The organism is Pseudomonas monteilii NBRC 103158 = DSM 14164, from assembly GCF_000730605.1.
Taxonomy (GTDB): Bacteria; Pseudomonadota; Gammaproteobacteria; order Pseudomonadales; family Pseudomonadaceae; genus Aquipseudomonas; species Aquipseudomonas monteilii.
This window is the reverse complement of sequence record NZ_BBIS01000059.1, coordinates 16,433-33,225: the sequence shown is the minus strand read 5'-3', so window position 1 is coordinate 33,225 and position 16,793 is coordinate 16,433. Positions and strand designations below refer to the sequence as shown.

The following is a 16,793-nucleotide window of genomic DNA, read 5'->3' as shown; positions in this document are numbered from 1 at the left end:
TCACCCTGCTCAGGCGGCCTCGGAACCGGGCGCCACGGTTTCCAGCGGCAACGGACGACGCTGGCGGAATTTGCAGGTCAGCCAGAACGCCAGGTAACACCAGGCGATAAAGGGCAAACCAAAGTACAGCGCCACACGCTGGGCCGGGTCGAAGGCGATACCCACACAGGCCAGCACACAGCAGAAGATGGCTGCCAGCGGCACGAACGGGTAACCACGCACGCGGCACTTGAGGTCTTCGAGCTTGCCGCCATTGGCGATGTAATGACGGCGGAACGCAATCTGGCTGGCGGCGATGCTGATCCACACCACAACCACCGCCAACCCGGAAATGGACACCAGCGCCAGGTAGATGGTATCGGGCGCAAACACGCTGCTAAGCAGTGAAGCCATACCGCCCGCCATGCTCAGCACGATGGCATTGAAGGGCGTGCCGCGACGGGACAGCGAGGCATACCGGCGTGGCATGTTGCCTTGGTCGCTGAGGGTCCAGAGCATGCGCGCGGCTGCGTACAACCCGGAGTTGGCCGCCGACAACAGCGCGGTGATGATGACGAAGTTCATGATGTCCGCCGCGTAGGGGATCCCTATCATTTCAAAGACCATCACGAACGGGCTTTCCACCACACCGGCCTGTTCGCGCGGCAACAAGGTGGCGAGCACGAAGATGGTGCCGACGAAGAACAACGCCAGGCGAAGCACGGTGGTACGGATGGCTTTGGGTACGTTCTTTTCAGGGTCTTGGGTTTCGCCGGCAGCAATGCCGATCAGCTCGGTGCCGGAGAAGGCGAAGGCCACTGCCAGCAAGGTCATGGCAATCGACCAGAACCCCGTGGGGAAGAGCCCTTCGCGGGTAAAGTTACCCAGCCCGACACTCTGCGCGTGGGCAACCTCGAAGCCGCCCAGGATGGCGCCGCCACCCACCACCAGGAAAGCGATTACCGCCAGCACCTTGACCAACGACAACCAGAATTCGGTCTCGGCGAACGAACGTACCGAAATGATGTTGCTGATGAATACCGCAAGCCCGAACAGCGCACTCCATATCCATACCGGCGTGTCCGGGAACCAGCGCACCATGAGAATGCCGGCGGCGGTGAACTCCGAGCCAATGGCTACCGTCCAGGTCAGCCAGTACATCCAGGCCACCATGTAACCGGTGCCTGGGCCGATATAGCGGGTGGCGTAACTGCTGAACGAACCGACTTCCGGCATGTGTACCGCCAGCTCGCCCAGGCACATCATCACCAGGTAAACCATGATCGCGCCGAGCACATAGGCGATGACCGCGCCCAGCGGCCCCGCCTGATTGACGGTGTAGCCCGACGTCAGGAACAGGCCGGTACCGATGACACCGCCCAGCGCCAGCATGACGATATGGCGGGTTTGCATGTCCTGTTTGAAGCCATGCGCCGAAGCATTTCTCGTTGTCGTTGTTTGCAGGGACATTGTGGGTTTCTCATGAAAGTGGGCGGGCAAGGACGTTACGACGACCTCGTCTTGGCAGAGCGAAGCGAATGGCCTTGCATATTGTTTTTGTTCGACTTCATGAAGTGGCACTCACCGCAAAGGGTGAGTGCTACACGCCAGCCTCAGGCCTGCGCCTGGCCCAGGCCGGCATACGCGTCACCGTGCAACTCCTTTGCTGCGGCCAACTCCTGGCGCACCGATGCACAGGCCTGTGCTAGGTCTGCCAGCAGGTCTTCGGTGTCCTCGATACCCACAGAAACGCGCACCAGCCCTTCGGAAATACCCAGGGCCAGCCGCTCTTCGAGGGTGTTCTCCACATGGCTGGTGGTACGGGCCGGGCCGTAGATGGTTTCTACCGCGCCAAGGTTGCCGGCACGGTGGGCATACTTGAGCCGTGGCAGCAAACGCGCAACGGTCGGCATACCGCCCTTGAGCACAAAGCTGACGATGGCGCCGAAGCCACGCATCTGCGCCTTGGCAATCGCATGGCCAGGGTGCTGGGGCAAACCGGGGTAGTTGACCGCCTCGACCAAGGGTTCGGTGCTCAGGTACTGCGCCAACACGAGCGCACTGGCCTGCTGCTGGCGCAGGCGCAGAGCCAGGGTCTTGATGCCCCGGATGATCAGGTAGGCCGAAAACGGGTCCAGCGCCGCACCGTTGATCTCGCGGTAGTGGCGTACCTGCGCCATCAACGGCTCCGCACCGCAGACCACACCGCCCAGCACGTCACCGTGACCGGACAGGAACTTGGTGGCGCTGTGCACCACCACATCCACGCCCAGGGCCAGCGGGTTCTGGTTCAGCGGGGTGGCGAAGGTATTGTCGGCCACCACTACAGCGCCCACCTGCCGAGCGGCAGCGCTCAAGCGCTGGATGTCCAGCACTTTCAAGGTGGGGTTGGTGGGGGTTTCGAGGTACAGCAGGTCGCAGCCCGCAGCGATTTCGCGTTCCAGCGCCTCGGTGTCCAGCGTGTCGCACAGGCACACCTGCACGCCCATGCGGGGCAGGAACTCTTCAAAAATCTTGTTGGTACCGCCGTAGCTGTCTCGGGTGGATACCACGCGTTTACCGCTGGAGAGGAAGGTATGCAGCACGGCACTGATGGCCGCCATGCCGCTACTGAATGCCACTGCCGACTCCGACTGCTCCAGTTCGCACAGCTTCGATTCCAGGGTGGCGACTGTAGGGTTGCTCATGCGGCTGTAGATGTAGCCCGGCAGTTTGCCTTGAGCCACGTCGTACCAGGCGTCGATGTCGTTGTAGCCGTAGGCGGCACTGACCACGATCGGGGTCTGAGTGGCATTGTACGGGTGCTGCACCTGCTCGCCGCCCCACACCACGCGCGTACCGACACCGGCCGCTGCATTACCCTCGATTTTTTCGTTGTTGTTCATATCCGGTTCCCGCACAGCTGAGTTGTGTACACCGATTCAGGATCGGCCTTCAGCGGACTATAGGGACATGGCGGGAGACTGAAAAACGATGGAATCCGGGTCTGAGTGGCGTTTTTTTTAATGGCTGGGGACCGGGCGCTCGCAGCAGCCGCCCAGCCACCTGCCAGGCTTTACGCCAAATTGCGTTTCAGCTCGGCGATATGCTCCGGGCCGATACCACAGCAGCCACCGATCATGCTGGCGCCCCGTTTACGCCAGTCATTGGCCCAGGCCAGATAGCCCGGCGGGTCAAGGTCTTCGCGCAGCTCATCCAGGCCGTCGTTGGCGGTGGCCTCCTTCGGCTGCGGCGGGAAGGCGTTGGCATAGGCGCCGATCGCGATGTCGGCGTTGCGTTGCTCGATCAACGCGTGCGCCACATCGACCGCAGCGCCAATGACCTCGGGCTGGCTGCAGTTGAACAGCACTGCGGCGGCGCCCAGATCGACCACGGCGGCAATGGCATCTGCCACCGGCTCACCGGAACGCAGACGCGGGACTTCATCAACCTCTTCGTCCTGCAGGGTGAACGACACCCAGAACGGCTTGCCGTCTGCCGGCAAGTGGGCGCGAATGGCCCGCACCTCGGCTACCGAACTCTGGGTTTCTGCCAGCCACAGGTCGACATGGGGCGCCAGGCCCTGCAGCAGCGGCGACAGCACTTCTGCCACGCGTTCGGGCTGGAACAGGTCTGGGCGATAGGAGCCGAAAAGCGGCGGCAGCGACCCCGCCACCCGGACCGGGTGCGGGCCGGCATCTGCCGCGTGGCGCGCGAGTTGGCCTGCGATATTGGCCAGTTGCCGCCCTTCTTTGGCAAAGCGCTCTTCGCCGATGTGGAACGGCACCACCGCATAGCTGTTGCTGGTGATGACCTGCGCACCGGCGGCGATGAACGCTGCGTGCACCCCCACCACCGCCTCGGGCGCTTCGCTCAGCGCCAGTGCCGACCATTCGGGCTGGCGAAACGGCGCACCACTGCGCTGCAGCTCACGGCCCATGCCGCCGTCAAGAATCACCATCGCTCGCTGTTTCATATAACTACTCTGAAGGTTCTTATGAATTAAATTCATTAGTTCACGGACGTTTATAACTATTAAATACCCTATCACTCCTTTGCCCAACATATCAGGTATGTACATGCGATTTTCTACCGTGCTCGGTGCAGGCCTCGTGCTGCTCGCCACTGCTTCCCAGGCCTTTGCCGGCGCCACGCTCGAGCGGGTTGAATCGCGCAAGGAGCTGGTCAACGTGCTGATGGAAAGCTACCCGCCGTTTTCCTTCCTCAACGACCAGAACCAGCTGGACGGTTTTGACGTGGACGTCGCCAAGGCCGTGGCAGACAAACTCGGCGTCAAGCTGCGCCTCGAAACCCCCTCCTGGGACGTGATCGCGGCGGGCCGCTGGAGCGGACGCTACGACATCTGCATCTGCTCGATGACCCCGAGCAAGGCACGCAGCGAAGTGTTCGACTTCCCGGTGGAGTACTACGCTTCCCCTGCGGTGATCGTGGTCAATGCCAAGGACGAACGTATCCACACCGCCAAGGACCTGGATGGCCGCAAGGTGGGCCTGACCAGCGCCTCGAGCTACGAAAGCTACCTGAACAAGAACCTGGTCATCGAAGGCGACGAAGACAAGAAAATCGAATACCCCTTCGACTTCGTGCAGATTGCGCCATACGACACCGACAACGTCGCCTTCCAGGACCTGGGCCTGGGCGCCGGTGTACGCCTGGACGCCATTCTCACCAACCTGGTAACCGCGCAACCGCGCCTGGACCAGGACAAGCGCTTCAAGCTGGCCGGCGCCCCGCTGTATGAAGAGCCGAACTCGGTGGCCATCGAAAAGGGCGACCCCGAGTGGGATGCCAAAGTGCGCCAGGTGTTTGCCGAGCTGAAGGCTGATGGCACCCTGGCCAAGCTCTCGCAGAAATGGATTGGCGCCGATATCAGCAAATGAGCACCTTCCCCCCCTCCCCCAAGCCTGTGGTCAAGCCCACGGGCGCCGGCCTGTTCGGCTTTCGCACCCGGTTATTGCTGACCTGGCTGGCATTGTTCGGCCTGTTCGTTGCGTTTTTCCTCAGCTTCGATCTGAAGTTTTCGATCATTCTGGAGAAGTTTCCGAACCTTGCCGGCTTCCGGCTGGGGCCTAACGGCTTTCTGCAAGGCGCAGCGCTGACCCTGTTTCTGTGCCTGTGCTCGATGGTGGTATCGGTGCTGCTCGGCTTTGCCGCTGCACTGGCGCGGTTGTCGAACAGCGCGGTGCTGGTGGGCATCGCCAGCTTCTACACCTCGTTCTTCCGCGGCACCCCACTGCTTATCCAGATTTTGCTGATCTACCTGGGGTTGCCCCAACTTGGCCTGGTACCCGGCGCCATCAGTGCCGGCATCATCGCGCTGTCGCTGAACTATGGCGCCTACCTGAGCGAGATCTTCCGCGCCGGCATCCTGGGCGTAGCGCGGGGCCAACGTGAAGCGGCACTGGCCCTGGGTATGCGCACGCCACAGATCTTCTGGTACATCACCCTGCCCCAGGCCATGCGGGTGATCATTCCGCCTACGGCCAACCAGTTCATCTCGATGCTGAAGGATTCATCGCTGATTTCAGTCATGGGGGTGTGGGAAGTGATGTTCCTTGCGCAATCGTATGGACGATCGAGCTATCGCTACCTGGAGATGCTGACGACGGCGGCGGTTATCTACTGGGTGCTGTCGATCCTGCTGGAGCTGGTGCAGGCGCGGCTGGAGCGGCATTTTGGCAAGGCCTATCAGCGGTAGCTGACAGGCCCAGCCGTGGGCTACGTAGTCAGAACCTGGCCCGTAGTGCCAGGTTGAAATCGCACGGCTCGCCGTAAGTCCAGTTGCCGCGCCTGCTCTGCCTGGCCGTCGAGGTTGCCGAAGCGCTAGCCGTAGGAGCGAGCGCAGCTCGCGATGCGCCGCGCAGGCGGCGCTCGTTCACATAGGCGCTAAAAACCTTGTGGCGAATGCATTGAATCTGAGAAACATTCCTCGTTCACAACGCCTTCATCTCAGCAATATCCCGCGCTACCTGATCAGCAGAATGGTCAAACATCGCCTGCTCCTGCGCATCCAGCGGCAACTCGATCACCCGCGTAAGCCCCGCGTCCGCCAGTACACAGGGCACGCCCATGGCAATGTCCTTGCGCCCGTATTCCCCTTCCAGAATGGCCACTGCCGGCAAAATGCGGTTTCGCCCATTGGCGATGGCATCCACCATCTGCGCAATGGCCACGCCTGGTGCATCACAGGCGCTGCCCATCTTCTTCAAGCCCAGAATCTCGCCGCCGCCCTTACGCGTGCGCTCCACAATTTGCTCGATCTGCTCATTGGACAGGAAGTGGGAAAGCGGCACCGAGCCGATCTGGCAGTAGCGCATCAGCGGCACCATGCTGTCGCCATGCCCGCCCAGCACCAACGCCGTGATGTCTCGCGCAGAGAACCCGGTTGCCTCGGCAATGAAGCACTTCATGCGCGCAGTATCCAGCACCCCCGCCTGCCCGAACACCTTGTCGCGCCCCAGGCCGCTGAGGCTCCAAGCACGGTAGGTGAGCACGTCGACCGGGTTGGACACCACCAGCACCGTTGCCGCCGGGGCATGGCGTTTGATGTCCGCCATGATGCCATCCAGTATCGGCAGGTTGATGCTCAGCACGTCCTGGCGCGACTGGCCGGGCTTGCGCGGCACGCCTGCGGTGATCACCACCAGCTCGGAGCCCACCAGCATTTCAGCCTTGGCCCCGCCGTACACACGGGTATCGGAGCCGGACTCCACAGCGGCCTGCCACACATCCAGCGCCTTGCCCTGCGCCAGCTCACCCTGCACGTCCATCAACACCAGCTCACGGCACAACTCATCCCGGGCGATGATCTGCGCCGCCGCCTCGCCGACCAGGCCGGCACCCACGATTGAAAGTTTGTTCACCAGACACCTCCCAGCGGCGCGTGCCACCAGGAACACGCCTGCGTATAGAGAGAAGTATTGCCCGCCGGGGCTAAAAGGCCACTCGAATGTGATGCCTGACAACAGAGCGCCCCCTCCCCGCCCCCACAGGAATGGCTCTGTGCATTTCTCTAGAGACCACCACCTGCGCTTGACAGTGTCCGGTCACAACCGAAATACTTTGAAACGATTCATATAGATGACCAAATAACAAGGTGAATCGGTCCATGAATACCCCACCAAACAATGTTCATTTGCCGTGTGCGGAACCCCCACCCGCAGGCCTCAGTGCCATTCCTCTCGACGTCGAATCGTCCGCCTTCAAATCCTGAGTGCCGCCAGAGCGCCTGCCCAACCGAGATTCCTTGCATGACTCCTTTAGATATACAGCTGTTGCTGACTGCCTTGGTCAGTGTCCTGGTGCTGGTGGCACTCATTGTGTCGCGCCTGAAGATGCATCCCCTCCTGGCCTTGCTGGTGGTGTCCATCGGCGTGGGTTTCGCTACCCACATGGAGCCCGGCAGCATCGTCTCCCACCTGCTCACAGGCGCCGGAAAGACCCTGGGCGCAGTCGGGGTGGTGATCGCGCTTGGTGCCATGCTTGGCAAAATCCTGGCTGACGCGGGCGTCACCGAGCAGGTCGCGGATGTGATCCTCAAACGCACCCCGGACCGCTTGATTCCGTGGGCCATGATGCTGGTTGCCTTTGTCATCGGCATCCCGATGTTTTTCGAAGTGGGCCTGGTGATCATGCTGCCGCTGATTTTCAGCGTGGCACGCAAGCTGGAAGGCAAGGCGCGCTTCAAAGGCTCGGCGTATGTGTACGTTGGTGTGCCGGTGATTTCGGCGCTGGCCGCCATGCACGGCATGGTACCCCCGCACCCAGGCCCCTTGACCGCCATTGCCGTACTCAAGACCTCGGTGGGGCCGACCATGCTCTACGGCTTCCTGGCCGCTATCCCTGCAATGATTCTGGGCGGCCCGCTGTATGGCATGTTCATCTCGAAGCGTATGAGCACGCGGCCTGATCAGGCATTGCTGGACCAGTTCACCCTGACTGAAAAAGCCGACAACCAGCCCCGCCCCGGCGTATTCATCGGCATGCTGGCCGCGCTGCTGCCGGCAATCCTGATGCTGGTGCATGCCGTTGCCGAGATGCTGCTGCCCAAAGGCAACGCGCTGCTGGAAATGGCCAGCTTCCTGGGCAACCCGCTGATCGCCATGCTGCTGGGCGTGCTGTTCGCCGGCGCCAGCCTGGTACTGGCGCGTGGCGGCGACGCCGAACAGCTGCGCGATGCGTTGGGCAAAAGCCTCAAGCCTATCGCCTCCATCATCATGATCATTGCCGGCGGCGGCGCCTTTCAGGAGATGCTGACCAGCGCCAAGGTGGGTGATGCCATTGTGCACCTGACCCAGCAATCGGCGTTCCCGCCCTTGATCCTGGGGTGGTTGATCGCGATGTTGCTCTCGGTGTCTACCGGTTCTGCCACGGTGGGTATCGTCGGGGCTGCCGGCTTGCTGGCACCGCTTGCGGGGGCAGACCCTAGCCTCAACCTGCCGTTGCTGGCCTTGTCCATCGGCTGCGGGTCGCTGTTCTTCAACTATGCCAACCATGCAGGGTTCTGGATGGTGAAGGAGTCGTTCGGCATGACCATGGGCGAAGCCACCAAGACCATTTCGGTGGTGCAGTCCATCGTGGCTTTGGTCGGGTTGGTGGTGGTGTTGGTGTTGAATGCGGCGATTACGGTGAGCTGAGCCAGGTTCGAAATGGCCTGACCGCCACAAGAAGACAGTTGCCTCCACAGGCTATACAGGCCGCCCGCGCAAGCACATACCTCAGCAGCTTGCGCGGGCGTTGTAGATACCGTCTTGACCCCTACCCAGCCCAGATCAACCCGTCAGCCGCGCATCTGCCAAAGAATGAAGTCAACTTTCTTCAAATCGGTCAGCTTGCCGTGTTCGGGCACCCGTTCGTTGAATTGCCCTATCCAACCTGCGCATTCAGTGGACGCCAGAAAGGTCTGGTACCAATCCTCCATGTACGCATAACAGCTCTTGGCGTCCTCGATCTTTTTACGGGATTGGTAGGAAGGTGCCTTGCGGTTGATGTTGCGCAGTACATGCGTATCCCAAACCGGCTTTTGCGGGTTCAACGTAGCAACCAGCTTGCTGGAGAACGACGGCTCATAACGCCCGGTAGCCTGGTGCATATGATCGAGAACCTCGGCAAACGTGGGCTTCGATCCCTTCAACTGCTCCATAAGCTGGTAGTAGGCGCCATACCAGGAACGCTCACGCCGCTGCACACGATAGAAGCCGTTATACGCTCGCTGAAACAGTGCGTCAGTCGAAACGTCTACCGTTTCCACTTGGCTCATCAAAGCCAGATACTTCTGGATACCCGGCTTGGCGTTGACAATGGCAGACGTCACATCACTGGTTACCATGGTGTTTACTTCCTCAGATGGCTGACAAATGCCCGGTAGCAGGCACTTACTGGGTATCGGTTCGGCGAGATCTTGCTTGAGCGAGCATGTCATCAAGCATCTGGATCATGTCGTCTACATCGATTTCTACAAACTCATCGCACGAAGCGGCGAGGATCCGTTCCGCGAATTGCGGGCTGTATTCCAGGGCTGCATTTGCAGCGTCGTTGTTGCCGAAGCGGGTGTACCGCCATTGGCCTTCTACCTCTTGACCGATCAGGCGACCCTCTTCCTGCAATGCCAACAGGATCGTCTGAACCTCAGCCTCACCGAGGCTCACATCCGCCTGCATCAACCGCCGGTGCAGCTCAACAGCGTCGATGCCGTCGGCTGCGCTTTCAATAATCAGTGCTTTGACGCTCTCGATGTCGCTCATCGCGGTGCCCTCTTTTCTCTGCCACACCCTCTGCGATGGAGGTGTGAGTGGCATGATCAAGGTCTTTCCCTTGCCAACGAGAAGCATGTTGCACTCCAATAGGGACACTTCTTGTCCGAATTGAAACTAAATGATCAACCGAGCTCATCGCCGTGACTATCTGCGGCAGATTCTTAATGCAGCGGGTAAGCCACTGACCACCGCGAAAGTGCATGCGAAGCTGGTTGCGTGGGTTCGTCGGCATGGGGATGACGATGACGAACAGCATGAAAAAACCACCATCAGGGATTTGAAGGTGCTGGAGGACCTGGATTACGTTCGATCGACCATCAACGAGGCAGATAAACGGAGTTTGCTCTGGTCTGCGGTGGGCCGAAGCCACTCGCTGGTGCTTTCGCCTTCAGACGCCATGTCGCTCTCGGCGATTTTCAAGCATGCCGAACGATTCGGCCTGCAAGCAGCGACTGACGAGTTGAAGGGCCTGCAGGACTACACCGAACGGGTCATGCATGATGGTTCCCGGCGCAAGCTGAACTTCAGCAAGCGCATTACTTCAGGAACGCGGTTCACTGTTTTACAGCCGGGCAAGTACAACGCCAAACACCTTGAGCGCCTGCAAATGGCAATCCTCGAAGGCAAGCCCCTTGAGGTCTGGTACCGCCCGCTCGCCGCCGACGGTGTCGAGTGTGTTTACCAACTCAAGCCACTGGGTTTATCTCACCAGGACTCCAATATTTACCTCTCCGCATATGTTGCCGAAGAGCAGTGGCTCGGCGAAGCACCTGGCCCCGGCGTGCCGCGGGGCAAGTACAGCAGCAACGGCCCCAATAAACTCTGTGCGTTGATGCTACACAGGATTACCAAGGTAGAGCCGGGCAAGCGCATCATCGATGACCCGGAGGATTACGACATTCATGCTGATGAAGTCCAGAAAGACTTGGTGACCATCCATTCAACAGCACAGAAAACACGCCTTCGGCTAAGCCCCAACCTGTACAACCGGCTTTCTGAGAACCCGCTGGAGAAAAACCAGAAGCTGCTGCAAGACGGGGACAAATGGTTGCTGACCTGCAGGATTCGCGACACCCAAGGGCTACGATTGTTTCTGATGGCGAACGCTGCCGATATCGAGGTGCTGGAACCTTTGGCCCTGAGGGCGCATATCCATGAAATGCTCACCGTGGCGCTGAAAACCTACGAACGGTGATGAGTTCCTTCCGTGATGGAACTGCCACCGCTCGCGGCCAAGCAAGTTAAGGTGGCAGCAATACGCGGGTTGGCCGACCGGGACGAAAGGAGCCCGGCACACCCGAAGGTGTCCCGCGCACCACCGTCATAAATCAATCTCACTTTTCCTGACTGCTTTTCCGTGCCCGTGGCGATGCCGGCCTCGACACTTCCTTCATCGCTTTGGCTGCCGCAGGGCTTTTCCCGCGTTTCGGTCCGGCCACCACGTAAGCGTTGGCCAGGGGCGAAAGATTCGCCACCGGCCGCGCAACCACAGCGATTGGCCCACCCGCCTTCAACTGGCCGACAGTGTTGCCGGCGACCGTTGCAGTGGGATCATCTTTGGCAGTCATCACCATACCCATCCGAATGCCAAAGAGACGCAGCACGGCCTCTAAAGTACTGAGCTTCGGATTCGATTTCCCGCTCTCCAGTTCGTACAGGCTTTTCGTGGAGATCTTGCACATGGCAGCGAAGGTCTCTTGGTCAAGCCCAGTCACTTCGAGCCGCAGACGGCGGATGGATATCCCAATTGGATCGAGCCCCGCCGCATTGCGCTTGACGATTTCCTCTACGAGCTGAGCGCGCTCTTCAGGCTGTAGTTTTTTCATCGCAGTCCCCACTCCACGAGTCGCTTGTCCAGGTTATTCAGGGGTAGAGAGGCTGCATTGCGCATCGATTCAGGAACATCAATCAGCAGATCGGGCAACGCCCTGAATTCCTCAGCCGCATTCATCAACCGTTGCAGCAGAACATCGGGATCCGTGTAACCAATAAGCTCAGCGCAGTTGTCGCTCCAGTTAGAAGACCCCTTACGCTCCGCAGCCCACTTCGTCGTCCGCGTAATACCCTCTTCATCCAGGATCATTGGCGCGAGGTCATAGATTGGGGCCAAACGAAACCTCCCACCCACACGCATGATGGAGGTGTTGCGACCGTGGTTATCGGTGTTCCCTAGAATGCGGTTCAGCAGATCGCGCCTTACATACTCGAACACCAGGTCGTCCACCTCATCCTGCTGGCCGTTATCGACCCATAGACTTACCAGCCGGTGAACCACTTCGACGTGCGCCATCGGATGCGCGTAGCCGGTAATGCCGCAGATCGAGTACACCGACTCCAGCGGTATCCGCTCCACCACGCCATCTACTACCTGGCGATCAAACCGTGGCATCCAGAGGCTTGGCTTCACTGCCTCTTCAAGCGCCAGACCATCAGTGGGAACCGTATCAAGACCGAGGGCAGCAACCGCCTTGTAGTAATGAAACTCTGTTCGCAGGATGTCTTTGTCGCGCTCGCCGCCTCGATTACGCGCGAACTTGATCAGCCAGTGACGGCACGCCTGGTCATCGGGAAGCATCGCATCAGCGTACAGAGCACCGTCGTGTGCTTCGGTCATGACCAGTTTGGGGGCTTGACCGTTGGCACCGGTAGCGCCGCCCAATGCCGCGCCGGTTTCGTAGGCATATTCAAGAAACTCGTTCGTCCTGTTCACGACCTCAGCATGCGCGAAAGCCTCGCTCCGATCCGGTTGAAGGCCTTCCACCGACTCCTTGATGCGCAGATGCCCAACAGGGGCCGGCGTGAAGCGTTCTAGCAGGTACAGCTCCAGTTCCACGCCTTCGGGCTTGAGACGCCCGTAGCGGGCTTCAAGAGAGTCCTTGGCAGCACCAGAGGGAATGATGTCGTAGAGGAATGCGGGATACCCTTTGACGTCATGGTGGTCCCAGTTCAACGGAAGGTTAACGCTTAGGGCCCGTTCGCAACGATCCTCCATGCGATCAAAGTTCGCGATGATGTAGTCGCTGTCGTATGCGACAAGACAACGTCCATCAGCCACACGCTCGGGGTTCTCAACCGTGAGCGTCGCTGCATCGCGCCATACCCCCTCTGAGAAAGCTTGGATCGTGAGTCTGAGCGGCATCGCCACACCATTAATCAGCAGTTTAATGCTGATTATCATAGTGCACACGGCAGGAACCGGCAATGTCTTGCTGATTAGAAACCTTGCACGCGAAAAACCGGCACCCCACTACCGATTATGTGTTCACCGCAATTTATCCTCACACAAACGCAACACCCTAAGTCGGCAGGGAGCTGTTGGATTCCGACGGAACGCCATAACGCCCCCCCGCCAGAAGGCGGGTTTTACGGGGGTTCCAGAGATTTTGGTAGCCTTCGCTGGAACCTGAACTGGTGCGGAGACAGACGGACGGTTGTTGGTCGTGCGGGCACGGTTTTGGCGGGACTGGAATCTGGTGGATTTTTTGATTTACCTCTTAGGATATCTATAAAAAATCAGCTAGTTATGGCTTTCGGTGGAATCGAAGCGGAAATTGGGGAAGATCCAGTAAGAGCTGCTCCCTCCTGTTTCAAATGCTATGTTGGGTACGACAGAAACGCCCCACAGCGGCCTTCAGTGGAAGGCAGAATACGGGCAAGAGAGGTCATTCCCGAGCGACAGCTTTCGACCAATTGCGGACGTGCGCCAGAGGCTGCTTTCGGCCAAAAGCCGACGCTCATTCAAGACAACTGCTCGCAAGTTGTCTAACTGGAAGAAAAAAGGATAAAGCGGTGCGCATTACGCGCAATGCATGGCACAATCGTTAATCACATGAATACTGAGAGAAATATATGTCCGAATCAGGAAATGTCAAAAACACGATTGATGCAGTCACAGGCCTAGTCAAAGAAGTTCCGATTTATCAAGACTTGCTGCAGCCCTCGGTTCGAGAAATCGGGAAAGGATTACACACTGTAGCCAAGACAGTTAATATCGCATTATCGCCCCTAAGCAGTCTAGTTTGGGGTTATGATCAACTCAGTAAATTTGTGACGACAAAAGTAGCAGAAAAGCTTAAAGACACACCGATTGAGAACATAGTACCGCCTAAGCTTAATGTAGCAGGACCCGCATTGGATGCCCTTCGATACATTGGTCATGAAGAAGCACTTAGTGATTTATATGCCAATCTTTTGGCCACAGCCATGGATAGAGCAACAGCAGAATCTTCTCATCCTGCATTCGTTGAGATAATTCGCCAGATGACGGCTGATGAAGCAAAAATAATGAAATTGTTTTTAGACAGAAATGCTTTCCCAACAATCAATATTCGGGCAGAAATTAAAGAGAGCCATGCGGGATACGACCACACAATACTAATAAATTTCCTCGGTGATGATGCACAGTGCGAACTACCTAACATGAGCCCTTACTACATAGACAACTTGCGGCGCCTGGGGCTTGTAGAGATTCTGCCTGTATATGGCCTCCACGACTCTGATGGATATAGCAGATTGGAAAGTAGCGAAGAAACCCAAAAAATACTCCTCGATATTTCAGGAAAAAACGAATATGAAGCTAGAGTAATTCGCGGCGGCGTTAAAATCTCTCCGCTGGGAAGCTTGTTTTTAGATGCCTGCATTAAACTAAAAGCCTCGCCGTCCGACGCCCCAGGATTTGTGTAGACAACTCAAGTTGCCGATTACTAACATTCGCAACCGGCAGCTTTCATGATCTGGCCTCCTGAGCACCGTTCTCGGGGGGGGGGTGGAGCGGAGCGGCGTTGGGCTGGAGGTGGGTGCTGTTTGGGAGGCTGGGCGGGGCGTGCTTTGCCTGCAGCCTGATTGCGCTTTTGAATGGTGCGGAGACAGACGGACGGTTGTTGGACGTGAGGGCACGGTTTTCGCGGGGCTGGAATTTGGTGGATTTTTTGGTGTACCTCATACGGTATCTATAAGAAAATCAGCTGGTTATGGCTTTCGATGGAATCGAATCGGAAATTGGGGAAGATCCAATGAGAGCTACGCCCACCCGCTTCAAACGCTAGGTTGGGAACGACAGAAACCTGGCAATGTAGACACAGGTGACGCCCCCTCTGCCGCTCTGATTAAAATTATGCGCCGCCAAAGGCCTGCCGTCTGATTTTTTACTATTTAATTTCGACTCATGACGGCTTCGGTATTGAATGTATGTTTTGGGTTATGGATTCAACCGTAAGCCGTCTCTCGCGAAAGACAGTTTTAGATCGACTACCGTCTGTCGAGAACGCCGACTTTTGACCCATTAACAATCGCTCAGCATCCGAGAACTGCCTATATTTAGAAATTAACCAATCACGAACCATTGAAGCTTGTAGAAATAGCAAAATGCAATAACGGATAGGTAGCTCTTAACATAGTCAGCATTATCGTCTAGCCCCGCCGCATCGACGTAATCGGATATATATTGAATTTCTTCTGAAAACCTCGCGCTCGCGAAAGAAGGGCCGTCTTCGACAACGAACTCGTACACAAGATTGGCCAACTTGAGAAGCGACTCTCTATTCTCCAATTCACCGCCCGTAAATTTTTCTGAAGATCGTTCAATAAGCGTACGAATTCTCTGCTCGAGACCAGCCTCTTGAATTGACTCGAATTCTGGATTCGCGCAGCCGGTAGCCCCTGGCTGATCGTAATACCACGCGGAGTGATTACGAAGGCACTTCGCTGATGGAAATGTGGAGTTTTCAACAATGGTTTTAGATATCGTGTGTTTATACAGATCACTTTGAATGTGAAACGATGGTGATGCATAACAAACCAAGGCATCTCCTGCAAGCTTCGCATCAAGTTTTTCAAGCGCTATTTGCTGGTGAGCTGTGATCTCAAATTTCCAACACCCCGCTTTAATCCCCTTGGCCTTGAGATCTTTGCTACCACTTGAAAGCCTATACGGCCTTTTGGCTTGAAGAAATAAATTCAGCTGGAAATTAGGCAGTTCTTTTCTCTTCTTGCGTCGAGACCAAATAAATCCCCAGTGACGGCGATGCATCAGCGTTCCTCCTAAAGGGGAAGAAAAGCCATGCATTGACCATAGGTACGAGTTAGTACACATTGAGGCGCGGTCGATGCCAATGTGTTTCTCAAATACTTGCCCGGGCTCCCACAGCAGATGATTTCCCCACTCTAACTGATTATACAATGGGCCCCTATATTCGGACTCTTCAAAGTCTGCTACTCGCAATGCGCCGCTCCTTTTATAAGCGAAGTAATCTTTCCATCTCCACGGAAAGTGTATTTCTGAGGTTGTGATGTTCTTCATTGTGCGGGCTAGTGTACTTCAGCCTTAAACGCAGGCCCATTTACAGAGTCATTGCCAAATTTTGCGCCTAAACCCTACTGCAAATTCACCCATGTTGATATTAAAATGACATGATTCCCGCGTTTGCTCAAGCGTATTCCTTTACCAGCACGCAGAGGCGTGCAAGTAAGGGAATACCATGAGTCTGGGCTCGTTGCTTGACGCTGCTCGATTTTGCGCTGAACGTGCCGGGCCATAGTTCACTAGTTGGAGGGAAGCTCTGGACGTCGGCACTCCCTTGGCAGAAATGGGGACAGATGGGCCTGTCCCCATTCAGTTGAAAATTATCCTCAGCCTATTCTCAGGCTCCTGCCCCGGTGAAAAACCCTGACAGGGTGATGAAATGCGCTGAGGCATTCTGCCATCCATTCGCCAAAGCCAGTCTCAGGCTCTTCAAGGGAATGGCAGCTATGAACCCGAAGCTGCCGCTGAAAAGAACTGGCTTCGTGAGCGCCACGGGCCTGCTGTGGGATTTAGCCGCGAACCAGGCGCGGCACTGGATGGCAATGGCTGTGCGGTGTTCTCGACTAAACCCGCTCCCACAAAGATTGCTGTTAGGCTCAACGCCACGTTCGTGTCAAAAGCGGGACTTTCAGCGGTCCGCTAGCGCCCTACCCCACAGACATCCCGGGTGCACCATGAAAAAGCTCCGTTAGATGGGTGGGTCCCACTCCGCTCCAACCCTTTGTTTTTGTGACATCCACCAACTCAACCGATCTTTC

The 16,793-nt window shown here is 57.4% G+C and carries 14 protein-coding genes; 5 read left to right on the top strand and 9 right to left on the bottom strand.

Annotated features, from left to right (window positions below; genetic code table 11):
• Nucleotides 1-9: 9 nt before the first annotated feature.
• From PM2_RS25950 to PM2_RS25940, 3 genes are all read right to left on the bottom strand, one after another.
• A complete protein-coding gene (locus PM2_RS25950) occupies nt 10-1,449 on the bottom strand; it encodes an amino acid permease (RefSeq protein ID WP_026020391.1) in 1,440 nt (479 codons plus the stop codon).
• A 143-nt stretch (nt 1,450-1,592) separates the two neighbouring features.
• A complete protein-coding gene (locus PM2_RS25945) occupies nt 1,593-2,864 on the bottom strand; it encodes a cystathionine gamma-synthase family protein (RefSeq protein WP_028699913.1) in 1,272 nt (423 codons plus the stop codon).
• Between the two features lie 170 nt (nt 2,865-3,034).
• Entirely contained in the window at nt 3,035-3,919 is an 885-nt protein-coding gene (locus PM2_RS25940; RefSeq protein ID WP_028699912.1) for a homocysteine S-methyltransferase family protein, read from the bottom strand.
• A 118-nt stretch (nt 3,920-4,037) separates the two neighbouring features.
• Between PM2_RS25940 and PM2_RS25935 the strand changes: the two genes are divergently transcribed.
• The gene (locus PM2_RS25935; RefSeq protein ID WP_016713374.1) at nt 4,038-4,859 is read left to right on the top strand and encodes an ABC transporter substrate-binding protein; all 822 of its coding nucleotides are present in this window, start codon (nt 4,038-4,040) and stop codon (nt 4,857-4,859) included.
• Nucleotides 4,856-5,677, top strand: coding sequence for an amino acid ABC transporter permease (locus PM2_RS25930; protein WP_025754705.1), 822 nt, complete (start codon nt 4,856-4,858; stop codon nt 5,675-5,677). The genes PM2_RS25935 and PM2_RS25930 overlap by 4 nt, the downstream gene beginning before the upstream one ends.
• 235 nt (nt 5,678-5,912) lie before the next feature.
• On the opposite strand, the gene PM2_RS25925 is transcribed toward PM2_RS25930, so the two are convergent.
• Complete coding sequence (locus tag PM2_RS25925) at nt 5,913-6,842, bottom strand: malate dehydrogenase (RefSeq protein WP_016713376.1); 930 nt, start codon at nt 6,840-6,842, stop codon at nt 5,913-5,915.
• A 387-nt stretch (nt 6,843-7,229) separates the two neighbouring features.
• On the opposite strand from PM2_RS25925, the gene PM2_RS25920 reads away from it, so the two are divergent.
• On the top strand, nt 7,230-8,615 hold the full coding sequence (locus PM2_RS25920; RefSeq protein ID WP_028699911.1) for a GntP family permease: 1,386 nt from the start codon (nt 7,230-7,232) through the stop codon (nt 8,613-8,615).
• 143 nt (nt 8,616-8,758) lie between these two features.
• On the opposite strand, the gene PM2_RS25915 is transcribed toward PM2_RS25920, so the two are convergent.
• Together PM2_RS25915 and PM2_RS25910 are read right to left on the bottom strand one after the other, a co-directional pair.
• Nucleotides 8,759-9,307, bottom strand: a complete 549-nt coding sequence (locus tag PM2_RS25915; RefSeq protein ID WP_016713378.1) for a hypothetical protein — start codon at nt 9,305-9,307, stop codon at nt 8,759-8,761.
• A gap of 46 nt (nt 9,308-9,353) precedes the next feature.
• A complete protein-coding gene (locus PM2_RS25910) occupies nt 9,354-9,722 on the bottom strand; it encodes a hypothetical protein (protein WP_027609772.1) in 369 nt (122 codons plus the stop codon).
• 130 nt (nt 9,723-9,852) lie between these two features.
• On the opposite strand from PM2_RS25910, the gene PM2_RS25905 reads away from it, so the two are divergent.
• Entirely contained in the window at nt 9,853-10,929 is a 1,077-nt protein-coding gene (locus PM2_RS25905) for a helix-turn-helix transcriptional regulator (protein ID WP_027609773.1), read from the top strand.
• Between the two features lie 139 nt (nt 10,930-11,068).
• Here PM2_RS25905 and PM2_RS25900 read toward each other — a convergent pair whose 3' ends face one another.
• Nucleotides 11,069-11,560 (bottom strand): helix-turn-helix domain-containing protein, encoded by a 492-nt coding sequence (locus tag PM2_RS25900; RefSeq protein ID WP_028699910.1) that lies wholly within the window; start codon nt 11,558-11,560, stop codon nt 11,069-11,071.
• Complete coding sequence (locus PM2_RS25895; RefSeq protein WP_080694028.1) at nt 11,557-12,912, bottom strand: type II toxin-antitoxin system HipA family toxin; 1,356 nt, start codon at nt 12,910-12,912, stop codon at nt 11,557-11,559. The genes PM2_RS25900 and PM2_RS25895 overlap by 4 nt, the downstream gene beginning before the upstream one ends.
• 671 nt (nt 12,913-13,583) lie before the next feature.
• On the opposite strand from PM2_RS25895, the gene PM2_RS30365 reads away from it, so the two are divergent.
• Nucleotides 13,584-14,417, top strand: a complete 834-nt coding sequence (locus PM2_RS30365) for a DUF4393 domain-containing protein (protein WP_080694027.1) — start codon at nt 13,584-13,586, stop codon at nt 14,415-14,417.
• Between the two features lie 640 nt (nt 14,418-15,057).
• Here PM2_RS30365 and PM2_RS25890 read toward each other — a convergent pair.
• Entirely contained in the window at nt 15,058-15,762 is a 705-nt protein-coding gene (locus tag PM2_RS25890; RefSeq protein ID WP_028699908.1) for a hypothetical protein, read from the bottom strand.
• Nucleotides 15,763-16,793: the final 1,031 nt, after the last annotated feature.

Coding starts and splice junctions, on each gene's coding strand:
- PM2_RS30365 (WP_080694027.1), top strand. CDS start 13,584: ATGTCCGAATCAGGAAATGTCAAAAACACGATTGATGCAGTCACAGGC.
- PM2_RS25895 (WP_080694028.1), bottom strand. CDS start 12,912: ATGATAATCAGCATTAAACTGCTGATTAATGGTGTGGCGATGCCGCTC.
- PM2_RS25905 (WP_027609773.1), top strand. CDS start 9,853: ATGATCAACCGAGCTCATCGCCGTGACTATCTGCGGCAGATTCTTAAT.
- PM2_RS25910 (WP_027609772.1), bottom strand. CDS start 9,722: ATGAGCGACATCGAGAGCGTCAAAGCACTGATTATTGAAAGCGCAGCC.
- PM2_RS25950 (WP_026020391.1), bottom strand. CDS start 1,449: ATGTCCCTGCAAACAACGACAACGAGAAATGCTTCGGCGCATGGCTTC.
- PM2_RS25920 (WP_028699911.1), top strand. CDS start 7,230: ATGACTCCTTTAGATATACAGCTGTTGCTGACTGCCTTGGTCAGTGTC.
- PM2_RS25945 (WP_028699913.1), bottom strand. CDS start 2,864: ATGAACAACAACGAAAAAATCGAGGGTAATGCAGCGGCCGGTGTCGGT.
- PM2_RS25930 (WP_025754705.1), top strand. CDS start 4,856: ATGAGCACCTTCCCCCCCTCCCCCAAGCCTGTGGTCAAGCCCACGGGC.
- PM2_RS25915 (WP_016713378.1), bottom strand. CDS start 9,307: ATGGTAACCAGTGATGTGACGTCTGCCATTGTCAACGCCAAGCCGGGT.
- PM2_RS25940 (WP_028699912.1), bottom strand. CDS start 3,919: ATGGTGATTCTTGACGGCGGCATGGGCCGTGAGCTGCAGCGCAGTGGT.
- PM2_RS25935 (WP_016713374.1), top strand. CDS start 4,038: ATGCGATTTTCTACCGTGCTCGGTGCAGGCCTCGTGCTGCTCGCCACT.
- PM2_RS25890 (WP_028699908.1), bottom strand. CDS start 15,762: ATGCATCGCCGTCACTGGGGATTTATTTGGTCTCGACGCAAGAAGAGA.
- PM2_RS25900 (WP_028699910.1), bottom strand. CDS start 11,560: ATGAAAAAACTACAGCCTGAAGAGCGCGCTCAGCTCGTAGAGGAAATC.